Annotated in this window: 14 protein-coding genes and 5 pseudogenes; 12 read left to right on the top strand and 7 right to left on the bottom strand. The window is 69.8% G+C overall.

All coding sequences use genetic code 11. The features are described 5' to 3' along the window. Window positions 1-80: 80 nt before the first annotated feature. Entirely contained in the window at window positions 81-707 is a 627-nt protein-coding gene (locus CCZ36_RS33845; RefSeq protein ID WP_128819295.1) for a TetR/AcrR family transcriptional regulator, read from the bottom strand. A 99-nt stretch (window positions 708-806) separates the two neighbouring features. Here CCZ36_RS33845 and CCZ36_RS33840 point away from each other — a divergent pair, with 99 nt between their 5' ends. The 5 genes and pseudogenes from CCZ36_RS33840 to CCZ36_RS36175 all read left to right on the top strand — a co-directional run bounded on the left by CCZ36_RS33840 (window position 807) and on the right by CCZ36_RS36175 (window position 4132). Then, the gene (locus CCZ36_RS33840; protein WP_069735842.1) at window positions 807-1460 is read left to right on the top strand and encodes a CatB-related O-acetyltransferase; all 654 of its coding nucleotides are present in this window, start codon (window positions 807-809) and stop codon (window positions 1458-1460) included. A gap of 56 nt (window positions 1461-1516) precedes the next feature. Further along, window positions 1517-2698, top strand: a pseudogene (locus tag CCZ36_RS33835) (macrolide family glycosyltransferase); the annotation flags it as partial. A 277-nt stretch (window positions 2699-2975) separates the two neighbouring features. Next, a pseudogene (locus tag CCZ36_RS36180) lies at window positions 2976-3071 on the top strand (GNAT family N-acetyltransferase); the annotation flags it as partial. Between the two features lie 239 nt (window positions 3072-3310). Further along, a complete protein-coding gene (locus tag CCZ36_RS33820; RefSeq protein WP_128819294.1) occupies window positions 3311-3700 on the top strand; it encodes a hypothetical protein in 390 nt (129 codons plus the stop codon). A gap of 138 nt (window positions 3701-3838) precedes the next feature. Then, a complete protein-coding gene (locus tag CCZ36_RS36175; protein WP_237302785.1) occupies window positions 3839-4132 on the top strand; it encodes a hypothetical protein in 294 nt (97 codons plus the stop codon). Between the two features lie 75 nt (window positions 4133-4207). On the opposite strand, the pseudogene CCZ36_RS33810 reads toward CCZ36_RS36175, so the two are convergent. Both CCZ36_RS33810 and CCZ36_RS33805 read right to left on the bottom strand, forming a co-directional pair. Beyond that, window positions 4208-4498, bottom strand: a pseudogene (locus tag CCZ36_RS33810) (HNH endonuclease); the annotation flags it as partial. Between the two features lie 72 nt (window positions 4499-4570). Further along, entirely contained in the window at window positions 4571-5845 is a 1275-nt protein-coding gene (locus tag CCZ36_RS33805; protein WP_128819293.1) for a HEAT repeat domain-containing protein, read from the bottom strand. 503 nt (window positions 5846-6348) lie between these two features. Here CCZ36_RS33805 and CCZ36_RS33800 point away from each other — a divergent pair. Further along, entirely contained in the window at window positions 6349-6576 is a 228-nt protein-coding gene (locus CCZ36_RS33800) for a hypothetical protein (RefSeq protein ID WP_069735847.1), read from the top strand. 219 nt (window positions 6577-6795) lie between these two features. Then, window positions 6796-8145, top strand: a complete 1350-nt coding sequence (locus tag CCZ36_RS33795) for a pentapeptide repeat-containing protein (RefSeq protein WP_128819292.1) — start codon at window positions 6796-6798, stop codon at window positions 8143-8145. A 477-nt stretch (window positions 8146-8622) separates the two neighbouring features. Here CCZ36_RS33795 and CCZ36_RS33790 read toward each other — a convergent pair whose 3' ends face one another. After that, window positions 8623-8886 (bottom strand): hypothetical protein, encoded by a 264-nt coding sequence (locus tag CCZ36_RS33790; protein ID WP_128819291.1) that lies wholly within the window; start codon window positions 8884-8886, stop codon window positions 8623-8625. A gap of 59 nt (window positions 8887-8945) precedes the next feature. On the opposite strand from CCZ36_RS33790, the pseudogene CCZ36_RS33785 reads away from it, so the two are divergent. Continuing rightward, a pseudogene (locus CCZ36_RS33785) lies at window positions 8946-9848 on the top strand (IS701 family transposase); the annotation flags it as partial. 476 nt (window positions 9849-10324) lie between these two features. Here CCZ36_RS33785 and CCZ36_RS33780 read toward each other — a convergent pair. Beyond that, window positions 10325-11163 (bottom strand): annotated as a pseudogene (locus tag CCZ36_RS33780) (IS5 family transposase). 1363 nt (window positions 11164-12526) lie between these two features. Here CCZ36_RS33780 and CCZ36_RS33770 point away from each other — a divergent pair. From CCZ36_RS33770 to CCZ36_RS33755, 4 genes are read left to right on the top strand one after another with little or no spacing between them, the layout of a single operon-like run. Then, window positions 12527-13789: a polyprenyl synthetase family protein gene (locus CCZ36_RS33770; RefSeq protein ID WP_128819290.1), complete on the top strand. Its 1263-nt coding sequence runs from the start codon at window positions 12527-12529 to the stop codon at window positions 13787-13789. Beyond that, window positions 13786-15303, top strand: a complete 1518-nt coding sequence (locus tag CCZ36_RS33765; protein ID WP_128819289.1) for a phytoene desaturase — start codon at window positions 13786-13788, stop codon at window positions 15301-15303. Before CCZ36_RS33770 ends, CCZ36_RS33765 begins: the two co-directional genes overlap by 4 nt. Beyond that, window positions 15300-16334 (top strand): phytoene/squalene synthase family protein, encoded by a 1035-nt coding sequence (locus CCZ36_RS33760; RefSeq protein WP_128819288.1) that lies wholly within the window; start codon window positions 15300-15302, stop codon window positions 16332-16334. The genes CCZ36_RS33765 and CCZ36_RS33760 overlap by 4 nt, the downstream gene beginning before the upstream one ends. Continuing rightward, window positions 16331-17341 (top strand): DUF5914 domain-containing protein, encoded by a 1011-nt coding sequence (locus tag CCZ36_RS33755; RefSeq protein WP_128819287.1) that lies wholly within the window; start codon window positions 16331-16333, stop codon window positions 17339-17341. Before CCZ36_RS33760 ends, CCZ36_RS33755 begins: the two co-directional genes overlap by 4 nt. Before the next feature lie 51 nt (window positions 17342-17392). On the opposite strand, the gene CCZ36_RS33750 is transcribed toward CCZ36_RS33755, so the two are convergent. Beyond that, window positions 17393-18952, bottom strand: coding sequence for an NAD(P)/FAD-dependent oxidoreductase (locus tag CCZ36_RS33750; protein WP_128819286.1), 1560 nt, complete (start codon window positions 18950-18952; stop codon window positions 17393-17395). Next, window positions 18949-19677, bottom strand: coding sequence for a class I SAM-dependent methyltransferase (locus tag CCZ36_RS33745; RefSeq protein ID WP_128819285.1), 729 nt, complete (start codon window positions 19675-19677; stop codon window positions 18949-18951). Before CCZ36_RS33745 ends, CCZ36_RS33750 begins: the two co-directional genes overlap by 4 nt. Window positions 19678-19944: the final 267 nt, after the last annotated feature.

Genomic DNA, 19944 nt, shown 5'->3' with positions numbered 1-19944 from the left:
CGTGTCGCGGGGCTACTGGACCGTGATCCAGGTCTTGTCGCGCTCTTGATTGCGCTTGCGTTCGCTCCCTGTCTCCTCGATCACACGCTCTCTTCCCGACGGACGGAGAAGGCACCCGCGGCAGCCGCCTGGACTGCCGCCTCCGCGGCCCGTTTCGGGAGTTGCGGGTCCGGATTGGCACGCAGGAGCACTAGCTGGTGGTAGAGCGGCGCCGTGGCGGCGATCAGCAGGCTCCGCGCGTCCGTGTGCTGGGCGGGGAGTTCACCGCGCCCGATGGCGCGCTCGACGAGGATCTCGCACTGGGCGTACCGGTCCGTCCACAACTGCGTCTGGGCCCGCGCGGCCTGTTCGGAGTGGAACGAGGCGGCCATCAGGGCGACGGCGAACGACGGCTGTACGACCAGGGATTCCTGGATCTCCTGGTTGAGGGCTGTCAGATCGCCGCGCAGCGAGCCGGTGTCCGGCGGCTGCCAGTCGATCTCGCCGGCGGCCTCGATGACGTCGACGAGCAGGCCGCCGACATCGCGCCAACGCCGGTAGACCGTGGCGCGGTGCACTCCGGCCCGCGTCGCGACACCCTCCATCGTGAGTCCTTCGTGACCGCCTTCAGCGAGTTCGGCGCGCACCGCATCGAGAACCTGGGCGCGGATGCGAGCGGTGCGACCGCCCGGACGGCGGTCCGACGTCGTGTCCAGTGAGTCTGTCATCGGCAATCAGTATCCGGTTGATCAAGGCGGCAGGGCCGTGCCAGCATCTTAACGCGACAGTTGTCGCCCTAGGCTCACTAGAGAGGAACCGCCTCCACGATGCCGCCCGTTCCCGCTGACCCCACCGTGCTCCACCCGATGCCCGAGCACCCGCGCGTGGTTCTGCTCAAGCCGCTGGTGAAGTCGCCGCTGATCGAGGTCGGTGACTTCACCTACTACGACGATCCGGACGACCCGACCGCGTTCGAGACGCGCAACGTCCTGTACCACTACGGTCCCGAGCGGCTTGTCCTCGGCAAGTACTGCGCGCTGGGGACGGGCACCCGGTTCATCATGAACGGCGCCAACCACCGCATGGACGGGCTTTCCACCTTCCCGTTCCCCACCATGGGGGGCGCCTGGGCGGAGCACTTCGACCTGATCACCGACCTGCCCGGCCGGGGCGACACGGTCGTCGGCAACGACGTGTGGTTCGGCCACGGCGCCACGGTCACGCCCGGGGTACGCATCGGTCACGGCGCGATCATCGCCGCCGGCGCCGTGGTCACGGGCGACGTCCCCGACTACGGCATCGTCGGCGGCAACCCCGCCCGGCTCATCCGCACCCGCTACGACGCTGCGGACATCGCCCGGCTCCTCGCCGTGGCGTGGTGGGACTGGCCAGTGCAGCACATCACCAGGCATGTACGGACGATCATGTCGGGGACCGTCGCCGACCTGGAGGAGGCCGCCGCGCAGATCGACCAGCCCTGACACCGTCCTCGCCACACCGCCCGCACCCGTCCCGCGCCAGAAACAAGTAATAGCCCATGTCCCGTCGCCGCGCCCATATCGCGATGGTCGGCGTCCCCATCGTCAGCCATGTCCTGCCCAGCCTCGCGCTCATCCGTGAGCTGGTGGCCCGCGGGCACCGGGTCACCTACGCCAACGACCCGTTCGTGGCCGACCGGATCGAGTCCGCTGGCGCGGAGCTGGTACCCTGCACCTCCACGTTGCCCGTCGCGGACAACGACTGGCCTGCCGATCCCATCGCCGCGGCGAGCCTCTTCCTCGACGACGCCGTCCAAGCGCTCCCGCAACTGCGCGCCGCCTACGACGACGATCCGGCCGACCTGTACCTCTACGACATCGGCGCCTATGCCACGCGCGCCCTCGCCGAAGCGCAGGGCCGTCCCCTCGTGCAGCTGTCCCCGACGTTCGTCGGCTGGGACGGCTACCAGGAGGAAGTCGCGGCGCATCTGCGGAAGCTGCCGGGCGCCGACGCGTACCGGGACAGGTTCGCGCGGTGGCTCGCCGGCTGCGGTGCGACCACCACGGACGTGGACACGTTCTCCGGCCCGCCCGCCCGGGCCCTCGCCCTGATCCCGCGAGCGATACAGCCGCACGCCGATCGAGTCGACACCGACACGGTGACCTTCGTCGGCCCCTGCTTCGACACCCGAGCAGACACGGACGGCTGGACTCGCCCGGCGGCCGCGGACAACGTGCTGCTGATCTCGCTCGGCTCGGCGTACACACGCCAGCCCGCGTTCTACCGCCAGTGCATCGCGGCCTTCGGCGACCTTCCCGGCTGGCACGTCGTACTCCAGATCGGCAAGTACACCGACCCCGAGGAACTCGGCACCATCCCGCCCAACGTCGAAGTGCACTCCTGGGTCCCGCAGCGGGCGATCCTGGAACAGGCCGACGCCTTCGTCACCCACGCCGGCATGGGCGGCTGCGGCGAAGGGCTCCTCGCCGGCGTTCCCATGATCGCCGTGCCGCAGGGAGCCGAGCAGGGCATGAACGCCGACCGGCTCGTGGAACTCGGCGTCGCCCGCCGTGTGGACACCGCTGACGCCATCGCCGAGACCCTTCGCGCGGCGCTGAACGACCTGGTCACGGATCCGGAACGCGTCGACCGGTCCAAGCAGTTGCAGGCCGCCGCCCGGGCCGAGGGCGGCACCCCGCGCGCCGCCGACCTCATCGAGAACATGCTGGCCGCGCCGAGAGCCCCGCGCTCTGAGCACTGCCACTTCCGTTCCCCGGCTGGCGCCGTCCTCATCCGAGGACCTGTACCTGCAGGACAAGCGCGGAAAGATCACCGCCAAGGGCGGGGCGGCGGAGTGGATTCAGAAGATGTACGCACAGCGGCGCACCCGCCCGGCCATGCCTCCACCGTGCGCCCGGCTCTGGTCAGGTGGATGCCGTGGCGCCCCGGCCCTCGGAAGCGCGCGGGCCGGGCACCGTCGCTGCTGGGGTCAACTCCAGGCCCAGGTCGAGGCGGCTGGCACGGCAAATCCACACCGGTCCTACGACCTCTACGAGAGTGTCGGGTTCCGACGGAGGAACGAGTACGTCCGTTACCGCAAGCCGCTTGCTTGATCGACCGCACATTGGGCTGTCGGATCAGTCCACAGGATTTGACAATAGCTCAGGCACGAAGCCGCCGATGCGAAGACGGATTGTTTGAAAACCTCAGCAGCACGTGGTCGTTGTCTCTGGCGGGGTCGGAGAAGATCTGCTGATTCGGTGCGATCCGGAACTGGAAGCGTCAACTTCCGTGAAATGCGGTAGCGTTCCGCGCCGTAGTAAGTGGTCTGTCCGAGAACGAAGAGGGATCTATGTCTGTAATGAAGCGCATAGGCGTGGTCGCGAGCGCCCTCGTACTGGTCGGGGCGGTGGCGTCACCCGCTTTCGCGGCGGATCGGACGATGTCGGTCCCCGGGGGCTACATGAAGCACGTCGACAACGGCGACATCTTCAAGGTCTGCGACACCAGAGCGGACGGGAAAGGCATCTACGGCCAACTCTGGTACGACTCCTTCTACGCCACCGGCGGCTACAAGATCGTCCTGAAGCTGTCGGACGGCGGTGACGCCGGCTGCGACAGTGCAGTGCACGACATCGGCAACAAGGGTCATTACGTCATGACCGTCTGTTCCGGAAGTTATGCGCCGGACCCGTGGCCCAACCACAGCAACTGCACCCACTCCGCAGGGTTCAACGAGTAGGCAGCCTGGAGGGCGGCCCGGCAGCCGGGCCGCCCCTCGGTTCTGCAGGCGGCCGCCGGCGCGTGGCGTCGCCTCCGGTTGCTCCGGGGCGCCTCCCGTTCGCGCTCCCTGACCCACCGCCCGGGGGCGCGGGACGGTTTGCAGGCGATACCCCGGCGGCAGCACGGACCGACCGGTCGGGCCGCCGCTCGGCGGGAATGCGCACGGACGTACGATCCGGGCACGGCCGACATCGACATCCCCGCGCACCTGATCGAGCTGGAGTCCGCCGCGTGGGCCGAGCAGCGGCAGGGCGCGCTGACGTTCGCGGCTGCGGACGCGGTGCAGGCTGCGTACCGGGAACACGCCGCGGCCACCGGTGTGTCGCGCCTGGACCTGGAGATGGCCGTCAAGCAGGCCGTGCGGCGCCCGGCCAGCAAGTCCGCAGGATGATGAAGGGCCCCCACCGCCATAGCAGTGGGGCCCCGGGTCAGCTGAAACCGTCCAACACCCTCAGCAGGCGAGCGGTCAGGCGGCCGGTGCGTAACGCACGATGGTGTCCTCGCACGGCCCCTCGGCATACACCTTCAGCGCCTCCAGCTCCCGGTCATCCGCAGTGAGACGCCAGCGGAGCTTGGTGGACACCCACTCCCCCACGTACCGGCACTGCGCCTGTGGGGCCGGCGGCATCCAGTCCGCCGGATCCTGATCCGACTTCGACCGGTTGGTGCGCGCCGTCACCGCGACCAAGGAGACGTCCGCGCCTTGGTCGTTCGCGTACGCCTCCCGCCGCGCCGCCGTCCACGCGGAGGCACCAGCTGGCGGGGAGCGTCATTCGAACCGTGCGGTATTCCCGGCTTCCGGGCAGCTGACAGGCACAGCCGGAAACGTTCAGCGGCCGTCGCGGCGCCATTCGTAGCGCCACACCGCGTCGAGGTAGCCCTCCTCTTCCAGAGAACCGCGCTGCGGCGGGCCGAGAGGGCGTGCTGCTTCCACGCACCGTTCGTCGTCGTGGAGGGCAAGCCCGTAGACGGCAGCCAGCTGGACCAGATGATCCGTATCGTCCAGCACAGCTGCCATGGCGTCCGCGAAGACGGGATCGTGGTCCCTGCCCTCGGCAACCACGCGGCAGGCGGTCTTCCGTACCACCGCGTCCGGATCGGCCATCAGTCCCAGCAACGCCGTGCGAGCATCGCGGGAAAAGGCCGGCGGCGAGGACAAGGCGCTGAGCCCTTGCGCCGCCGCGCGCCGTACCCGGGCATCGGAATGGGCGGCGTGGGGCAGTAGGGCCGCTTCCACGCGGGGGTCGCTGTGTTCTCCAAGGGCGACCAGCACCTCGGTGAGGACGGCGATGTCCGTCTCGGCGGCAGCCCAGCCGGTGAACAGGTCCAGAGCGGGACCAGCGAACGCATCCTCGTCGCTGTCGTCGAACAGATGAATAAGGCGGAGCACCTCGGCACCGAACAATCGGCGGGATGGGTCCGGGCTCGTACGCAGTACCGCCGCAGCGGCCCAGGTCGCCTCCTCCCGCCGTCCACTCAACTGGAGGCTGGCACGGCTCCACGTTGCATGGGCCTGCTGATCGCCCTGGGCCAACGCGCGGTCCATCAGCTCCTCGAACGAGGTTCGTACCCCGAGCAGTTCCTCGACGTACGTGAGGATCGCCCCATGGCCGTCCCGCACAGTCATGCCACCAAGGGTGAACTCGACGACTCTGTCGTACTCGCCGTCTTGAACCTGCTTACGGCCGACAGCGTCCCGGCATCCGGTACGGCGTCGCAGCTCGGCCTCGACCCCCGTCTCGTGCCAGCGGCGCGCGAGGTCCCGGGCCTCCAGGAGTTCGGTCTCGGGATACCTGCCGCGGATCTCGTGGTCCAGGAGCGCCTCGAACAGAGCGGGCGACCCCGAGTCGACCGCCTCCCTCAGAGGGATGAGGTCACCGGGGCGGCTCTGGCCTGAATCCGCACCGTACTGAAGCAGCAGTTGGGCGATGCGCCCGGCGTGCATCCGGACGGCCAGGCAGAACGCGGCGTCCAGGTAGTCGGAGTCGCTGTGCTCGTGGAGGAGGATCCTCACCAGGTCCGTGTCTCCAGCCTGGACCGCGGAGATCAGGGACGGCTGGCCGTCCACCGCATTGCTCATACCCGTGCCCGTGCCCACGCCCATGATCCTGTTCCCCCGTAGCGTTCTCGCAGCTCAGAGTAGATCTGCCGAAATCGGCCCCGTCGGGGCGGAGAACAGTCGGCACGTCCTGGCGCACGTGCATGGCGACCGAATCAGGGCCGGGGTATGGAGGCCCGTCGGCAAGGGCACGCTGGCGTGCTGGTAGGTAGGCGGTCCAGTCGGTGGCGGCGCGGTAACGCCATGGGCGGCTGTGATCGGGTGGAGGCCGGGCATCGGGCCGAGGACCGCGGGCGGCAGGTCGCCGGCGAGGGTCACCAGGGCGGTGGTACCGGGCGGGCCGGTTGGGGATGTGACAGGCGGCCAGGCGTCGGCTGAGAGCTGCGGCGGAGATGTGGGCACCGTTTCCCTGGGGGACGAGTCAGGGCCGTAGGGCAGCCGATCGGGTTCTTTCTACCTGGATTCTCTGCGTGCCGCGTGTGCCGTCGATCGGTCTGGTGGTCAAGGTAGCTGCACGCGCACATGCCTATGACATGAGGAGAACATTCATGATCCGTCGTATCGCGATCACCCTGGCGGCTGTTGCCGCAGCCGGCTTCGTCGCCGCAGCCCCGGCTTCCGCGAACGACTGGGACGCCCACGCCGGCGGCCACGCAGGCATCGAGGCCGGCTGGGCCAGCGGCGAGTACCAGAACCTCGGCGGCCCGTACGGGATCACCACCGTCAAGGGGCAGGCAGCCTACTTCGACGCGGAGCGCGGCTGGATGGTCCGCTGACCCCGAACCCGGGCGCACAACTCCATATTTCCTGATGCGGGTGAAGGGCTTGCGCCATTGCGGCACAGGCCCTTCGCTCATGCTCCCGACGAATCAGCGCCGACCGCCGGAGCAAGCGCCGCGGGGATGGGGCCGTGCACGTCCCTTGCGGAACGGGCTCCTGGTTTACCGGGCTGTACCCGTTGCAACCACGGGCCTTCGCGGTTTGTCTTCATCGTCATGACAGCCAGCCGAAGGCCGCAGTCCTCACCGAACGAACAGAAGCTGCGGCTGATGAAGCCGAGGTGGGCGTTCGGCCTCACGTTCGTCGGCGCGGTTCTGGTCGCAGGCGGCATCTTCTACGGCCTGGTGGTGCTGCTCGACTTCCAGGAGCTCGACTCCACCGCGAAGCTCGACGCGAAGACGCTCTTCGACTTGGTGAAGCTCTCCTTCGGGGTGGTTGCCGGGGCCGGCGCGCTCGTCGCTCTGGTCGTCGCCTACCGGCGCCAGCGCGTCGACGAGGCCGGAGCCCACCGCGAAGCCACCCGTCTGCACGCAGAACGCTTTTCCCAGGCCGTCGACAAACTCGGCTCCGACTCGCCAGCCGTCCGACTTGGTGGCGTCCACGCGCTGGCCGGCCTGGCCGACGACGCCCCCGACAACAGCCTTCGCCAGACCTGCATCGACGTCCTGTGCGCCTACCTCCAGCTACCTTTCACCCCTGACCCTGGCACCGATCCCGCCCATCAGGAGGAGCACCACCGCTACCTGGCCTTCCGTAAGGTGAGGCACACGATCCTGCGCCTCATCGGTGACCACTACCGACGACCCAAGGGAACCCATCGCTCCTGGCAGGGCTGCGATCTCGACCTCACAGGCGTCACCATCGACGGTGACATGGACTTCGGCGGCGCGACGTTCTCCGACGGCATCATGTCTTTCGCCGGCGCGTTGTTCTCCGGCGGCAGCACGTCTTTCGCCCGCGCGTTGTTCTCCGGCGGCACCGTGTCCTTCGACGGCGCGTTGTTCTCCAACGGCGACGTGTCCTTCGACGGCGCGACGTTCTCCGGCGGCGGCGACGTGACCTTCGAGAACGCAACGTTCTCCGGCGGTGACATGGACTTCGGCGGCGCGACGTTCTCCGGCGGCACGGTCTCATTCCGCCACGCGACGTTCTCCGGCTGCGGCATGCACTTCGACAGCGCAACGTTCTCCGACGGCACCGTGACCTTCGACAGCACGACGTTCTCCGACGGCGACATGCACTTCGACGGCGCGATGCTCTCCGGCGGCGACATGCACTTCCGCGGCGCGACGCTCTCCGGCGGCGACATCTACTTCGACGGCGCGACGTTCTCCGGCGGCACGGTCTCATTCCGCCACGCGACGTTCTCCGGCTGCGGCATGCACTTCGACAGCGCAACGTTCTCCGACGGCGCCGTGTACTTCGGCAGCACGACGTTCTCCAGCGGCGACATGTCCTTCGACGGCGCGACCGGTCCGGCTCCTCAGGGGCTCCTTACTGCCGTGGGCACACCTCCTCCTTCGGGGGTTACCTTGCCTTCGGCTTGGCTACTGTCGGCTCCATAGACACCGTGGGGGCGTACCGGTCGTCTACACCCGCTCTGGCCGAGGCGAGGACACCACCGACGCGAAGGTAGCCGACCGGGCTGGTCGTCGACCGCCAGCCGAAGGGGGTTGAGAGGATCGCGACCAAGTCCGGTGGCACTGCCTCGTCCTGATCTCGTCCTGCGAACCCTCCTGGCAGCACGAGGCCCCCGGCGCTGCCGGGTCGGAGAGTCGGTGACGTGGTGCAGGGCGTGACGTTCACCGCCGTGGGTGCTCATGCTCCGGCTGCTTCGGCTCGTCGTCTGCCAACTCGATCAGAGCGAGCACCGAGGCATGACGGTCCGCGTCGCTGCCTAGCGGCCGGCCGCGCTCGACTTCTCTCTGGTGGAGTTGGTGCTGACGCTCAGTCCAGTCGCGCAGGACGGCGCGGGCCTCGTCCGGTGTGGCGTCGATCGCGGCTGCGATCTCGGTCCAGGTGGCCCCGAGGAGGATGGCCTCTCAGATGTCGCCCCCGCGGCGGGCGGCGAGGTCGCGCCGGATCGACTCCGACAGGGCGAGCACAGCCAGCACATCGCCGGCGTCACCACGCTCGACAGGGTCGGGGAAGTCTTCAGGCAGTGTTCTGTTCATCAGCCGGTCGATATGACCTGCGCGCTTCTCCATCCGCCAGGAGAGCGAGACCCGTCTGCCGGTGATCGTGCGGACGTCGTCGGGACGGCGGACGGTGAGGTCGGTCCAGTGCTCGTGCGCGGGTGTGTCCATGGAACCTACTGCAACGGTGTTTGCCGTGACTGTTGGCCAGCTCGTTCGTTGGTGTGGTTATGGGTGGGGACCTTGCTGATGCCAGGCTGTGGGCGGGTGAACTGAGTGCTCTGCATGAGCGGTTCGTGCACCGTTTCAACCGGGAAGAGCCACGGCAATCTGCTCTGGCGTACATGCGAGGGCTGATCGCGCCGCTGGAGCGGAAGAACGGCTGGACGCTTGCGGAGGAGGCCGGACACGCGGGTCCTGACCGCATTCAGCGGCTGCTGAACCGGATCGAGTGGGATGCCGACGAGGTTTTGGACGACGTGCGCGACTACATCGTGGAACACCTCGGAGACCCAGATTCCGTCCTGATCGTCGATGACACGGGCTTTCTGAAGAAGGGCGTCCGCTCGGCCGGGGTGCAAAGGCAGTACTCGGGCACCGCCGGCCGCACCGAGAACAGCCAGATCGGCGTCTTCCTCGCATACACCACCAGCCGCGGACGCACCCTGATCGACCGGCGGCTGTATCTGCCCACCTCCTGGACCGACGACCGGGAACGCTGCCGACGGGCGGGCATCGACGACACGGTCGTCTTCGAAACGAAGGTGGCCATGGCCAAGTCGATGGTCCTCCGCGCGATCGCCGGCAAGGTGCCCTTCCGATGGGTTACTGCGGACGCCGCCTACGGCTTCTCCAAGGGCTGGCGCTACGAGCTCGAACAGGCGGACGTCTTCCACGTCATGGCCACCACCCGCCACGACACCGTCGTCACCCGCTTCGCCCTCGACCACCCCGTCCACGACCTGTTTCCCGGGCTGCCGCGGCAGAAGTGGAAACGTCGTTCCTGCAGCGAGGGAGCCCACGGCCGGCGGATCTACGACTGGGCCCGCGTTGAGGTGCGGCCCTGGCACCACGAGGACCGCCGGCACTGGGTTCTCGCCCGCCGCAACGTCAGCAGACCCGAGGAGATCGCATCGAAAGTGCCCTAATTCTGGTGTCGCCGACAGGGCCTGTTGGCAACTTCCTCCTCCACATCGATCAGGACCGTGCCTCTTTCCGCTGGGACGCGGAACCGCCAACAGGTTAAAGATCAAGCTAGCCGACCGGGCCCGGTGGCGTCGGCGTCCGATCAGCACTCCAGGAGCTTAAAGAGTGTTTTGTCCTGCCGGGGGTGTTTGGTAAGGCGGCGGATCGCGGTCGCTCCTGGGTACGATTCGTGGGGTTCACTGCGGCTATGGGGAATGCTCTGTGGGACCGGCTCTCCGTTGAGGCGCAGGCGGAGGTGGACGGTCTTGTTTCGGCCGGGCGGAATGTGCAGGCCATTGCCGTGATGCGTGAGCGTGCCGGTCGTCCGACTCCGGGTCTGCATGAGTGTGTTGACCTGGTGGATCAGCGATTCAGCGTGTTGCGGCAGAGGGCGGCGAGCTCGTGATGACACGGCGGCCAGTGGTCATGTGTCGCGCCAGTTCGGGGTCGATTCGCGGGTGAGCCGTCGGCTCACGAGGTCGACCATGGCCACCTTGATCATGGCTTCGGAGCAGTGGGGGTGGGTCTCGTAGTCGCGGGCGAGGCGGCGGTGGTGCATGAGCCAGCCGAACGTCCGCTCGACGACCCAGCGTCGCGGGATGACCTTGAAGCCTTCTGAGCAGGGCTGCGGCGGGTGACTTCGACGTCGATGCACAGGCGGGCGCCGTGCTCGATGACCTTGGTGCGGTAGCCGGTGTCGGCCCAGGCTTTGGTGATGCGGGGGCGGCCTGCGGCGATGTCCGAGAGCAGATGGATGCCGCCGGCGTTGTCGGAGACGCTGGCGGCGGTGACCAGCACGGCCAGGAGGAGGCCGAGCGTGTCGACGCCGATGTGCCGTTCGCGGCCTGCGATCTTCTTGCCCGCGCCGATGCCCTGGCCGGCCGAGGGCACGTTTGCTGAGGTCTTGATGCTCTGGGCGTCCAGGACGCAGGCGCTCGGCTCGGCGTCGCGACCTTTGGCTTCCCGCGCCAGTCGCCGCAGGAGACCGTTGAGCTGGTCGAAGACCTCGTCCTTCTGCCAGGCGGCGAAGTATCCGTAGACGGTTTCCCACGGGGCGAAGTCGTGCGGCAGATACCTCCACGGGATTCCGGTCCGGTCGACGTAGAGGATGGCGTCCATGATCCGGCGCAGATCGTGCTCCGGCCGGCCGATGCCCAGGCCCTTCCCTCTGCGTTCTGCTCGCCAGGCTGTCAGGGTTGGTTCGAGCAGTTCCCAACGTGCATCGGACAGGTCACTCGGACAGGGCCGCTGCTTACGAGGCATGCTTCCGTAGTACCGATGGCCGCCGCCCCGCCACAGGGCGCGACCGGGGGCGCGTTGGGATCAGACAGGAGCGAGAAGACCGAAACGGGCCCTCGAAGGCCGTCATCCCCCTCACCTGTCACAAGACACGTCTACTGCCCCAGCCGCCCCGAGACAGTCCGTCACCTGAACTATGATGAAGCACCCCCAGCAGGACAAAACACCCTTCAAGACGCGGACACGAGAGCCGTCGACGGCCACCCGGAAAAAGCCCAGAGCCTTCGCACTCCAGAGTCCGGCGACCAGGAATCCGCGCAACCGCAGCCACACCTCAGCCTCGACCCACTCGGCCAAGCAGCGCCAGCAGGTCATGCCGAAACCGAGCCCATGCGGCACCTGTTCTCAGCCAACCCCGGCGCGCAGGACGAACAGGATGCTCTGGAACACAAGCCGGTCCGGATGCCGCTTGCGCCCGGGGTACCGCGTCCAGCGCTCAACCCCGGGCACCAGCGGCCCCAACGCCACCCACCGCTCTTCATCGACATCCCACAGCTCCGGCCGAGCCACCCTGCACCCCCACAACGTCAGGCTCGGAGCGATCCAATCACCTCGAAGATCATTTCATCAGGAGTCCTTGAACAGAGCGAGAACCTCATTCAGGATCCCGGCAACATGTCGCAGTTCGCCCAAGCCGTGGTGCATCCAAACTCCTCCTCCAGTCCTGTACTGACCCTGGAATCGGGAGCACCCAGCACCCAGCACCCAGCACCCAGCACCCAGGCGAAACCGGCAATCCCTGCACCGGCGGTCAGCGCCGAGCACCGAGCTCGGGCCGGGTCGGATCGGAGAACCAGTCACCGGACGTCAGCGGCACCGGTCACCCGGAGGCGGAGCGCGACACGACATCAACTACAAGACAGTCCTGCGCTCGCCGAGGGCGAGCCACCGCAGGAAGTCGGCGATGCCGTCGTGGAGCGTCCTATTTTCTGACAAATTCAGGCTTCCTCGACTTTTCGGGCCCGCGTCGTGCGGTCCAGGGGCCTGCCGCGGCCGTAGGGGTGATGCTGCTCAGCCCGGCGCGTTCGGTGGCTCGGCGTTTGCGGGGCTCGCGGTCCGGCCACGTCGCTGGGCCGTCGCAGCTGCCGCGGGGTGGTCCTCGTCCGGAAGGCGGCACGTGGGCCATATGGGCGTGGTGGCCGCCGTCATGACGTGTCCGGGGTGTTTCTCCCCGGGGAACGTACGCCCGGCGTGATCGTCTTTTGTCCATGCCTGCTGCCATACGGCGTGAACTCTGATCGGCCGCGCACGAACGTACGCGAACGGGGTACTCGTGCGCGGAGTGACGAGCCGTTCGTCATCACCAGTGATCTCGGAAAGGCGTGAGATGGGCCGTTTCCAGCCCGCGGAGCACTCGTTCGGTGAGCCTTCTCCACCGTACGAGTCGTTCGGGCACTGCCACCCCGACCCGTCGTCCGAGGACGTGGACGCAGACGTGGTCGAGGCTGTCCTGCGCACCGCGCGGGCGGTCCTGACCGAACGGGCCGCCGAGGCGATGGACAACGACGTCCTGTTCGCCGAGGAGCTGGCGCGGCGGGTCGCCGACTTTACGCTCGACGGCGGCAAGCTGATGAGGCCCCGCCTTCTGTGGTGGGCGATGCGCGCCTGCGGTGCGGCGGAGACCGGGGCCGCTCTGCGGCTCGGCGTCGCTCTGGAACTGATCCAGACCTGCGCGCTGGTCCATGACGACGTCATGGACCGCTCACGACTTCGCCGCGGGAAGCCTGCCCTGCACATCGGCCTGGCCGAACACGCGGGGCTCCCACCGTATTCCGCGCAGGCTTCGGCGTTCGGATCCTCGGCGGCCGTGCTGGCCGGGGATCTCGCCCTTGTCTGGGCCGACGACACGGTGGCGGAGACCGTACTCTCCGCCACCCAGCGTCGGAGAATCGGCACCCACTGGCGAGCCATGCGCACCGAAATGGTGGCCGGACAGTACCTGGACCTGCACGGCCAGTTCAGCGGGGGATCGTCCGTCGCCCAGGCTCTGCGGACTACCTGTCTCAAGAGCGCCTCGTACTCCGTGGAACGGCCGCTGGCGATCGGGGCCGCCTTGGCGGGCGCCGACGAGCAGACCACCGACGCCCTGCGCGAAGCCGGCCGGTGCGCCGGGATCGCCTTCCAGCTGCGGGACGATCTGCTCGGCGTCTTCGGCGACCCGGCGCTGACCGGGAAACCGTCCGGCGACGACATCCGGGACGGCAAGCCGACCTATCTGCTGGCCGTCGCCCGGACGTATGCCGAAGCGGCGGGAGACGAGGAAGCGACGGCCGTTCTCGGCCGCGTCACGGGCGACGCGGACCTCACCGAGGAGGAGCTCGCGGACGTACGGGGCGTCTTCGAGGTGACGGGAGCGCGCGCCCATGTGGAGCAGGAGGCGGAGCGCCTCCACGATCGGGCCGTGCGCAGTCTGGGGCAGGCCGTCGACACGGATGCGCACGGTGGCCGCCAGCTGCTCGGTCTGCTGCGGACGGTCTCCGGAGACCGGCGGGACCCTCCCGCCGGTCTCGGCGGGACACGAGTGCACGGCGGTCGGGCAGCTGCTGCGGGCCCGGTCCTGGCCGCCGCCGAAGAAGGCAGGACACGGTGATCACTGTCGAGGGGCCCGTCGACCATGTGGTGGTGGTCGGCGCCGGACTGTCGGGACTGGCCGCCGCGCTCCACCTGCTCGGCGCGGGCCGCAGCGTGACGGTCGTCGAGCGGGAAGACGTGCCCGGCGGCCGGGCCGGACTGCGGGAGGCGGGCGGTTTCCGGATCGATACCGGGCCGACCGTCCTGACCATGCCGGATCTCGTGGAGGAGGCCTTCGCCGCGGTCGGGGAACGGATGGCCAGCCGGCTGGAGCTGATCCGGCTGGATCCTGCCTACCGGGCCCGGTTCGCGGACGGATCGCAACTCGACGTGCACACCGACGGCACCGCGATGGAGGCCGCCGTCGAGCAGTTCGCGGGGGCCCGGCAGGCGGTCGGCTACCGGCGGCTGCGGGTCTGGCTGGAGCGCCTGTACCGGGTGCAGATGCGCCGCTTCATCGACGCCAACTTCGACTCGCCGCTCCAGCTCGCCCACCCGGACCTCGCCCGGCTGGCCGCCCTCGGCGGCTTCGGCCGGCTCGACGCGCGGATCGGGCACTTCGTCTCGGACGAACGGCTGCGCAGGGTCTTCTCCTTCCAGGCGCTGTACGCCGGTGTGCCTCCGGCCAGGGCACTGGCCGCGTACGCGGTCATCGCCTACATGGACACGGTGGCGGGGGTGTACTTCCCGCGCGGCGGTATGCACGCGCTGCCCCGTGCGATGGCGGACGCGGCCGCCGACGCGGGGGCGTCCTTCCGGTACGGGCAGAGCGTGACCCGGCTGGAGCGCTCGGGTGACCGGGTCACCGCGGTCGTCACCGACCAGGAGCGCATCGCCTGCGACGCGGTCGTCCTGACACCCGATCTGCCCGTCAGCTACCGCCTGCTCGGCCGCAGCCCGCACCGACCGCTCCCCCTGCGGCACTCGCCGTCCGCGGTGATCCTGCACGCGGGCACGGACCGCACCTGGCCGGATCTGGCGCACCACACCCTCTCGTTCGGCGCGGCCTGGAAGAGCACGTTCCACGAACTCACCCGGAGCGGGAAGCTGATGTCGGATCCCTCGCTCCTGATCACCCGGCCCACCGCCAGCGATCCCTCTCTCGCGCCGCCGGGCAAGCACCTCCACTATGTGCTGGCTCCCTGCCCGAACACCGAGGTCGGGCCCGGCGTACGGGAGTGGCGCGAGCTGGGGCCCCGCTACCGGGACGAGCTGCTGGCCGAACTGGAGCGCCGCGAGATGCCCGGCCTCGGCACGGCGATCGAGGAGGAGGGGCTGGTCACTCCCATCGACTGGACCGCGCAGGGCCACGCGGCGGGCACCCCGTTCGCCGTCGCCCACACGTTTCCGCAGACCGGCCCCTTCCGGCCGCGCAACCTGGTGCGGGGCACGGTCAACGCCGTCCTCGCCGGTTGCGGCACCACGCCCGGCGTCGGCGTGCCGACCGTCCTGATCTCCGGGAAACTGGCGGCGCAGAGGATCACCGGCCCGCCCCCCGTTCCGCGCCCCCGCCCGAGAGGTTCTGCCGCATGACCGCCCGTGAACTGGATGCCGCGGGTGTCCGCGACCCGGCACTGCGGGCCGCGTACGCCCGGTGCCGGGGCCTCAACGCCCGGCACGGCAGGACGTACTTCCTCGCGACACGCCTCCTTCCCGCCGACCGTCGACCCGCCGTCCACGCCCTGTACGGCTTCGCCCGCTGGGCCGACGACATCGTCGACGATCTCGACAGCACGGCCACACCCGGGGAGCGCGCCCACGCCCTGCTCGCGCTGGAGGCCCAGCTGACCGAGGGGCTGCGGTCCGGGCGGGCGACCGAGCCGGTGATCCGCGCGCTCGCCGATACGGCGGGCCGGTACGGCATCGACCATCAGCACTTCACCGACTTCCTGTCCTCGATGCACAGCGATCTGACGGTCGGCGGGTACGCCTCCTATGAGGAGCTCGGCCGCTACATGCACGGTTCCGCCGCGGTGATCGGCCTTCAGATGCTTCCGGTGCTCGGGACGGTGGTACCGGGTGAGGAGGCGGCAGTGCCCGCGGCCGCACTCGGTGTCGCCTTCCAGCTGACCAACTTCCTGCGGGACGTGGGCGAGGACCTGGACCGGGGCCGGCTCTATCTGCCGGCCGAACTGCTGGCGGCGCACGGGGTGGACCGGGAACGCTTCGAGTGGAGCCGGAGCACGGGAATTCGGGACGACCGGATCACCGACGTCCTGCGGGCCGCCGCAGCTCACAACCGGGCCGTCTACCGGACCGCGCTGCCCGGCATCGCCATGCTCGACCCGGTCTCGCGGCCCTGCATCCGTACGGCATTCGTGCTGTACAGCGGCATTCTGGACGCGATCGAGGCAGAGGGGTACGCGGTCCTGCACCGCCGGGCCGTCGTCCCGCGGAGGCGACGGGCGGTGGTGGCGCTGGACGGGCTGGTACGTGCGGTCGCCGCCCGCACGGGAAGGCGGCGTGGCGAGGAGGCGTCCGTCGAGGCGTCCGTAGCGGGGTCCTCCTGTGCGTCTCCGTCGACCCGGTCACGCGTCGTCTCCGTACGCGAGGAGGCGGTATGAGCCCCCCGGCAGGACGCCCCGGCCGATTTCCGTTGCGGCTGCGGCGCGCGCCCGTCCCGTGGGAGCGGCAGGCGCCCACGTGGCGGGACGCGAAACCGGCTCTGATCGCGGAGGCGCTCAAGCGTGCGCGGAGCCGGCCGTCCGGCAACTGGTACGTCGTCGGCGCCTCGCGCGGCCTGCCGCCCGGCCGGACCCTCGGAGTCACGGTCGGCTCCACCGAAGTGGTGGCGTGGCGCGACGGCGAGGGGAATCTCCGCGCGGGCCCGGGGGCGTGCCCGCATCTGGGGGCGCCGCTGCGCGACAGCCCTGTGCGCTGCGGAAAGCTGGTCTGCCACTGGCACGGACTGGCCCTGGACGGCGAGCCGTTCGCCGGATGGGAGCCCTTCCCGGCCTTCGACGACGGGGTGCTGCTCTGGGTGCGACTCGACCGGGTGGGCGGCGAGACGCCTTCGCAGCGGCCGTACGTCCCGGTCCGGCCGAGGGTTTCGGACGCCGTGGACGCGGTCTACTCCGGCGTCGGGCGCTGCGAGCCGGAGGATGTGGTGGCCAATCGCCTCGATCCGTGGCACGGCGCGTGGTTCCACCCGTACTCCTTCGTGGACCTGACGGTCACCGGTACCCCGGACGGCTCCACGGGGGACGACGACGGGTTCATGGTCGACGTTTCGTTCAGGGTGGCCGGTCGACTGGTGGTGCCGGTCCGGGCCCGGTTCACGGCACCCGAGCCCCGCACGGTCGTCATGCACATCGTCGAGGGTGAGGGAGCGGGGTCCGTGGTGGAGACGCACGCCACGCCCCTCGCTCCGGACGAGCGGGGGCGGCCCCGTACCGCCGTGACGGAGGCGCTGGTCGCGGCGTCGGACCGGCTCGGGTTCGCGGTGGCCAAGGCGGCCGCGCCGCTGCTGCGCCCGCTGATGCGTGTTTCGGCCGGCCGGTTGTGGCGGGACGACCTCGCGTACGCCCAGAGGCGCTGGGAGCTTCGCGACAGCGGGCGGTTCCCGGGCTGACGGTCGGGCAGGCGGGGTGCGGCGCCTTTGTGGGGCCCGGACGGCAGCCCGTCAGTGGGACCCCAGTGCCGCGAGTCCGCGCAGGACAGCCGAACGCCCGGCGCGAGGGACGGTCCAGAGCGTCTGCCCGCGTACGCCCCACCCTTTCAGGAGGGCGTTGGCGGCGAGGAACCCGCTGGTGGCCGCGCGTTCCATCAGGGCCACCGGCAGATCCGTGCGAACCATGTCCCCGGCCACGGTGACAGCGGGGTCAGGGCTGCGTACGCCCGGCCGGTCCCGGTAGCCGCCCACGGGGAACATCGGGCAGTCGTCCCGCCATTCGTGGCGTTCGTCGATGATGCGGGCGCTGCGGGTCTCCGGATAGATCCGGTGCAGGTGCCGCACCGCGTCCAGCTGTACGGCGGAACGGTCGGCGTTCGGGGCGACGGCGTACGCGTGCAGTTCGAGGACCGAGCCCCTGGTCCGCTCTGCCCAGCGGGCGGCCTCGCCCTCCCAGCGGTTCAGGACGCTCACGTTGTCCAGGGGACCGTAGCCGCTGGTGCCCAGGAAGCCCGGCCGCTCCCGCGCGACGGGCCGGTCGAGCCAGAGCCGGGAGACGAGGAACGGCGGCGCGGTGCGCAGCCGTGCGATCCGTGAGCGCCAGTCGGCGTCGCCCAGGTCCGGGGAGGCAGCGACGACGCGGCGCAGGCCGCCGCTGTCCAGGGCGAGGACGAGAGCGTCGTGGCGGTCGGCACCGTCGTCGGTGGTGATGTCGAGGCCGTGGCCCGGCAGCGGCCGCACCTCCCGGACGGCGCACTCGGTCCTGACCCGGACGCCGTGGCTTTCGAGGTGGCGGTGGAGCGGGTCCCACAAGGCGGTGGGGAACGGTTCGTCGGGGACGTCGAAGAGCAGGCCTTCGCTGGAGCCGAGGAAGTAGATGTGGAACATCAGGACCAGTTCGGCGGCCGACAGTTCGCGCGGGTCGGCGAAGAAGCTGCGCGAGAACACCTCGAAGGCCAGGTGGTGGGCGGCTTCGGGGAAGCGGATGCGGTCGAGGAAGTCGGTGGCGCTGACGGAGTCGATCCGGTCGTAGACCTCGGGCACCCGCACGTCCAGCAGGGGCAGAGCCGCCCTCGGGTTCATCCGGACCAGGTCCCGCAGGCCGAAGGTGGGGCTGAGGGCGACGAATCCCATCGCGCTGAGCGGAGGGGTGCGGGGCACCCGGGCGAAGCTGTCGTGCAGGCCGGAGCTGTGCCGCAGCGGGTAGTCGGGCAGCCTGGTCAGGGACCCGAGGTTCGGATCCACCCGGCGCAGCAGGCAGCGGAGGTTGTAGTACTGCCGGAAGAAGGCGTGGAAGCCGCGGCTCATCGTCACGGTGGAGCCGTCGGCGAGCTTCGTGGGCCACCCCGCCAGCCTTCCGCCCAGGCCCCGTTCGCGTTCGTACAGCGTGACGCGCGCACCGCGCTCGGCCAGCAGGGTGGCCGCCGCGATCCCGGCGATTCCGCCTCCGACGACGCCCACCGCGGGGGCCTCGCCCGTGAACCGGGTGCGGCCGACGGGGGCCGGTACGACGGCCGCCCGGCGGTCCCGTGTGGGCTTCCCGTTCCTGCCGTTGCCCCGCAGGAGCCTCATGCCGCCTCCCCCGTGCCCTCGGAGGTACGGGCGGTGAAGGTGTGCGTGATCCCGGTCTGCCAGCCGGGCAGCGGAGAAACGCGGACGTCGGCGAAGCCGGCCCGGCGCAGCCGCTGGGCGAAGGCGGGCGCCGTGTCGAACCGGGCGACGCTGTCCCGGAGGTGACGGTAGAGGTCCGCGTCTCCGGCGAGCCGTCCGGCGGGCTGGATGATCATCGAGCAGACCGCGTTCCAGACGGTCCGGTGAACGGTTGATCCGCTCAACGTGTACTCGTGCACGGCGAGGTGGCCGCCGGGGACGAGCAGGCGGCGTACCAGGTCGAGCGTCGTGTCGGGGTCGTCGAGGTTGCGGAAGAGGTATCCGGCGAATACCGCGTCGAAGGAGCCGGGGCGCAGCCGGTCGGCCAGTTCCTCCACCGGGGCGTGCACGAAGTCGACGCCCGCCAGCGTGCTTTTGGCCTTCGCCCGGTCCAGCATCCCTGCGGACGCGTCAACGCCGGTGATTCGGGCGTGCGGGGCGGTGGCGAGGAGCGCGGCTGTGGAGGCGCCCGTGCCGCATCCCAGGTCAAGCACGCGCAAACCGCGTCTTCCCTCCGCGAGCCCGAGCCGGCGAGCCGATCGGCGCAGGTGCGCGTGGTAGCCGGGGCTGGCCGCGACGAGCCGGTCGTAGGCGGCGGAGCCGTGGTCGAAGGCCGTGGACAAGGCGTCACCGCGCAACAGGGTCATGGGGTCCTGCCTTCATGATCGGGCTGAGCGAGCCATTCGTAGGGTTGGCTCACCCAGGGGTGTCGGGTGTGGCTTTCATGGGGTTGCCATCGGTGGCTCAGAGCGCTTGGCCGCCCGACATGCCGTGACGACTCGGCCGCGGATCGTGAATCGCGAACAGGTCGCCGCGTAGGGCGACGTCGGCGAGGTCGTCTGCGGGTTGGACTGTCACGACGACGCCCGGGAGCACGATGAGCCGATGGGCCGGGGCCGATGCCGGCGAGACCC

The organism is Streptomyces sp. S063, assembly GCF_002832675.1.
Taxonomy (GTDB): Bacteria; Actinomycetota; Actinomycetes; order Streptomycetales; family Streptomycetaceae; genus Streptomyces; species Streptomyces sindenensis.
Note: the sequence above shows the minus strand (reverse complement) of the source record. Positions and strands in the feature narration are given on the sequence as shown.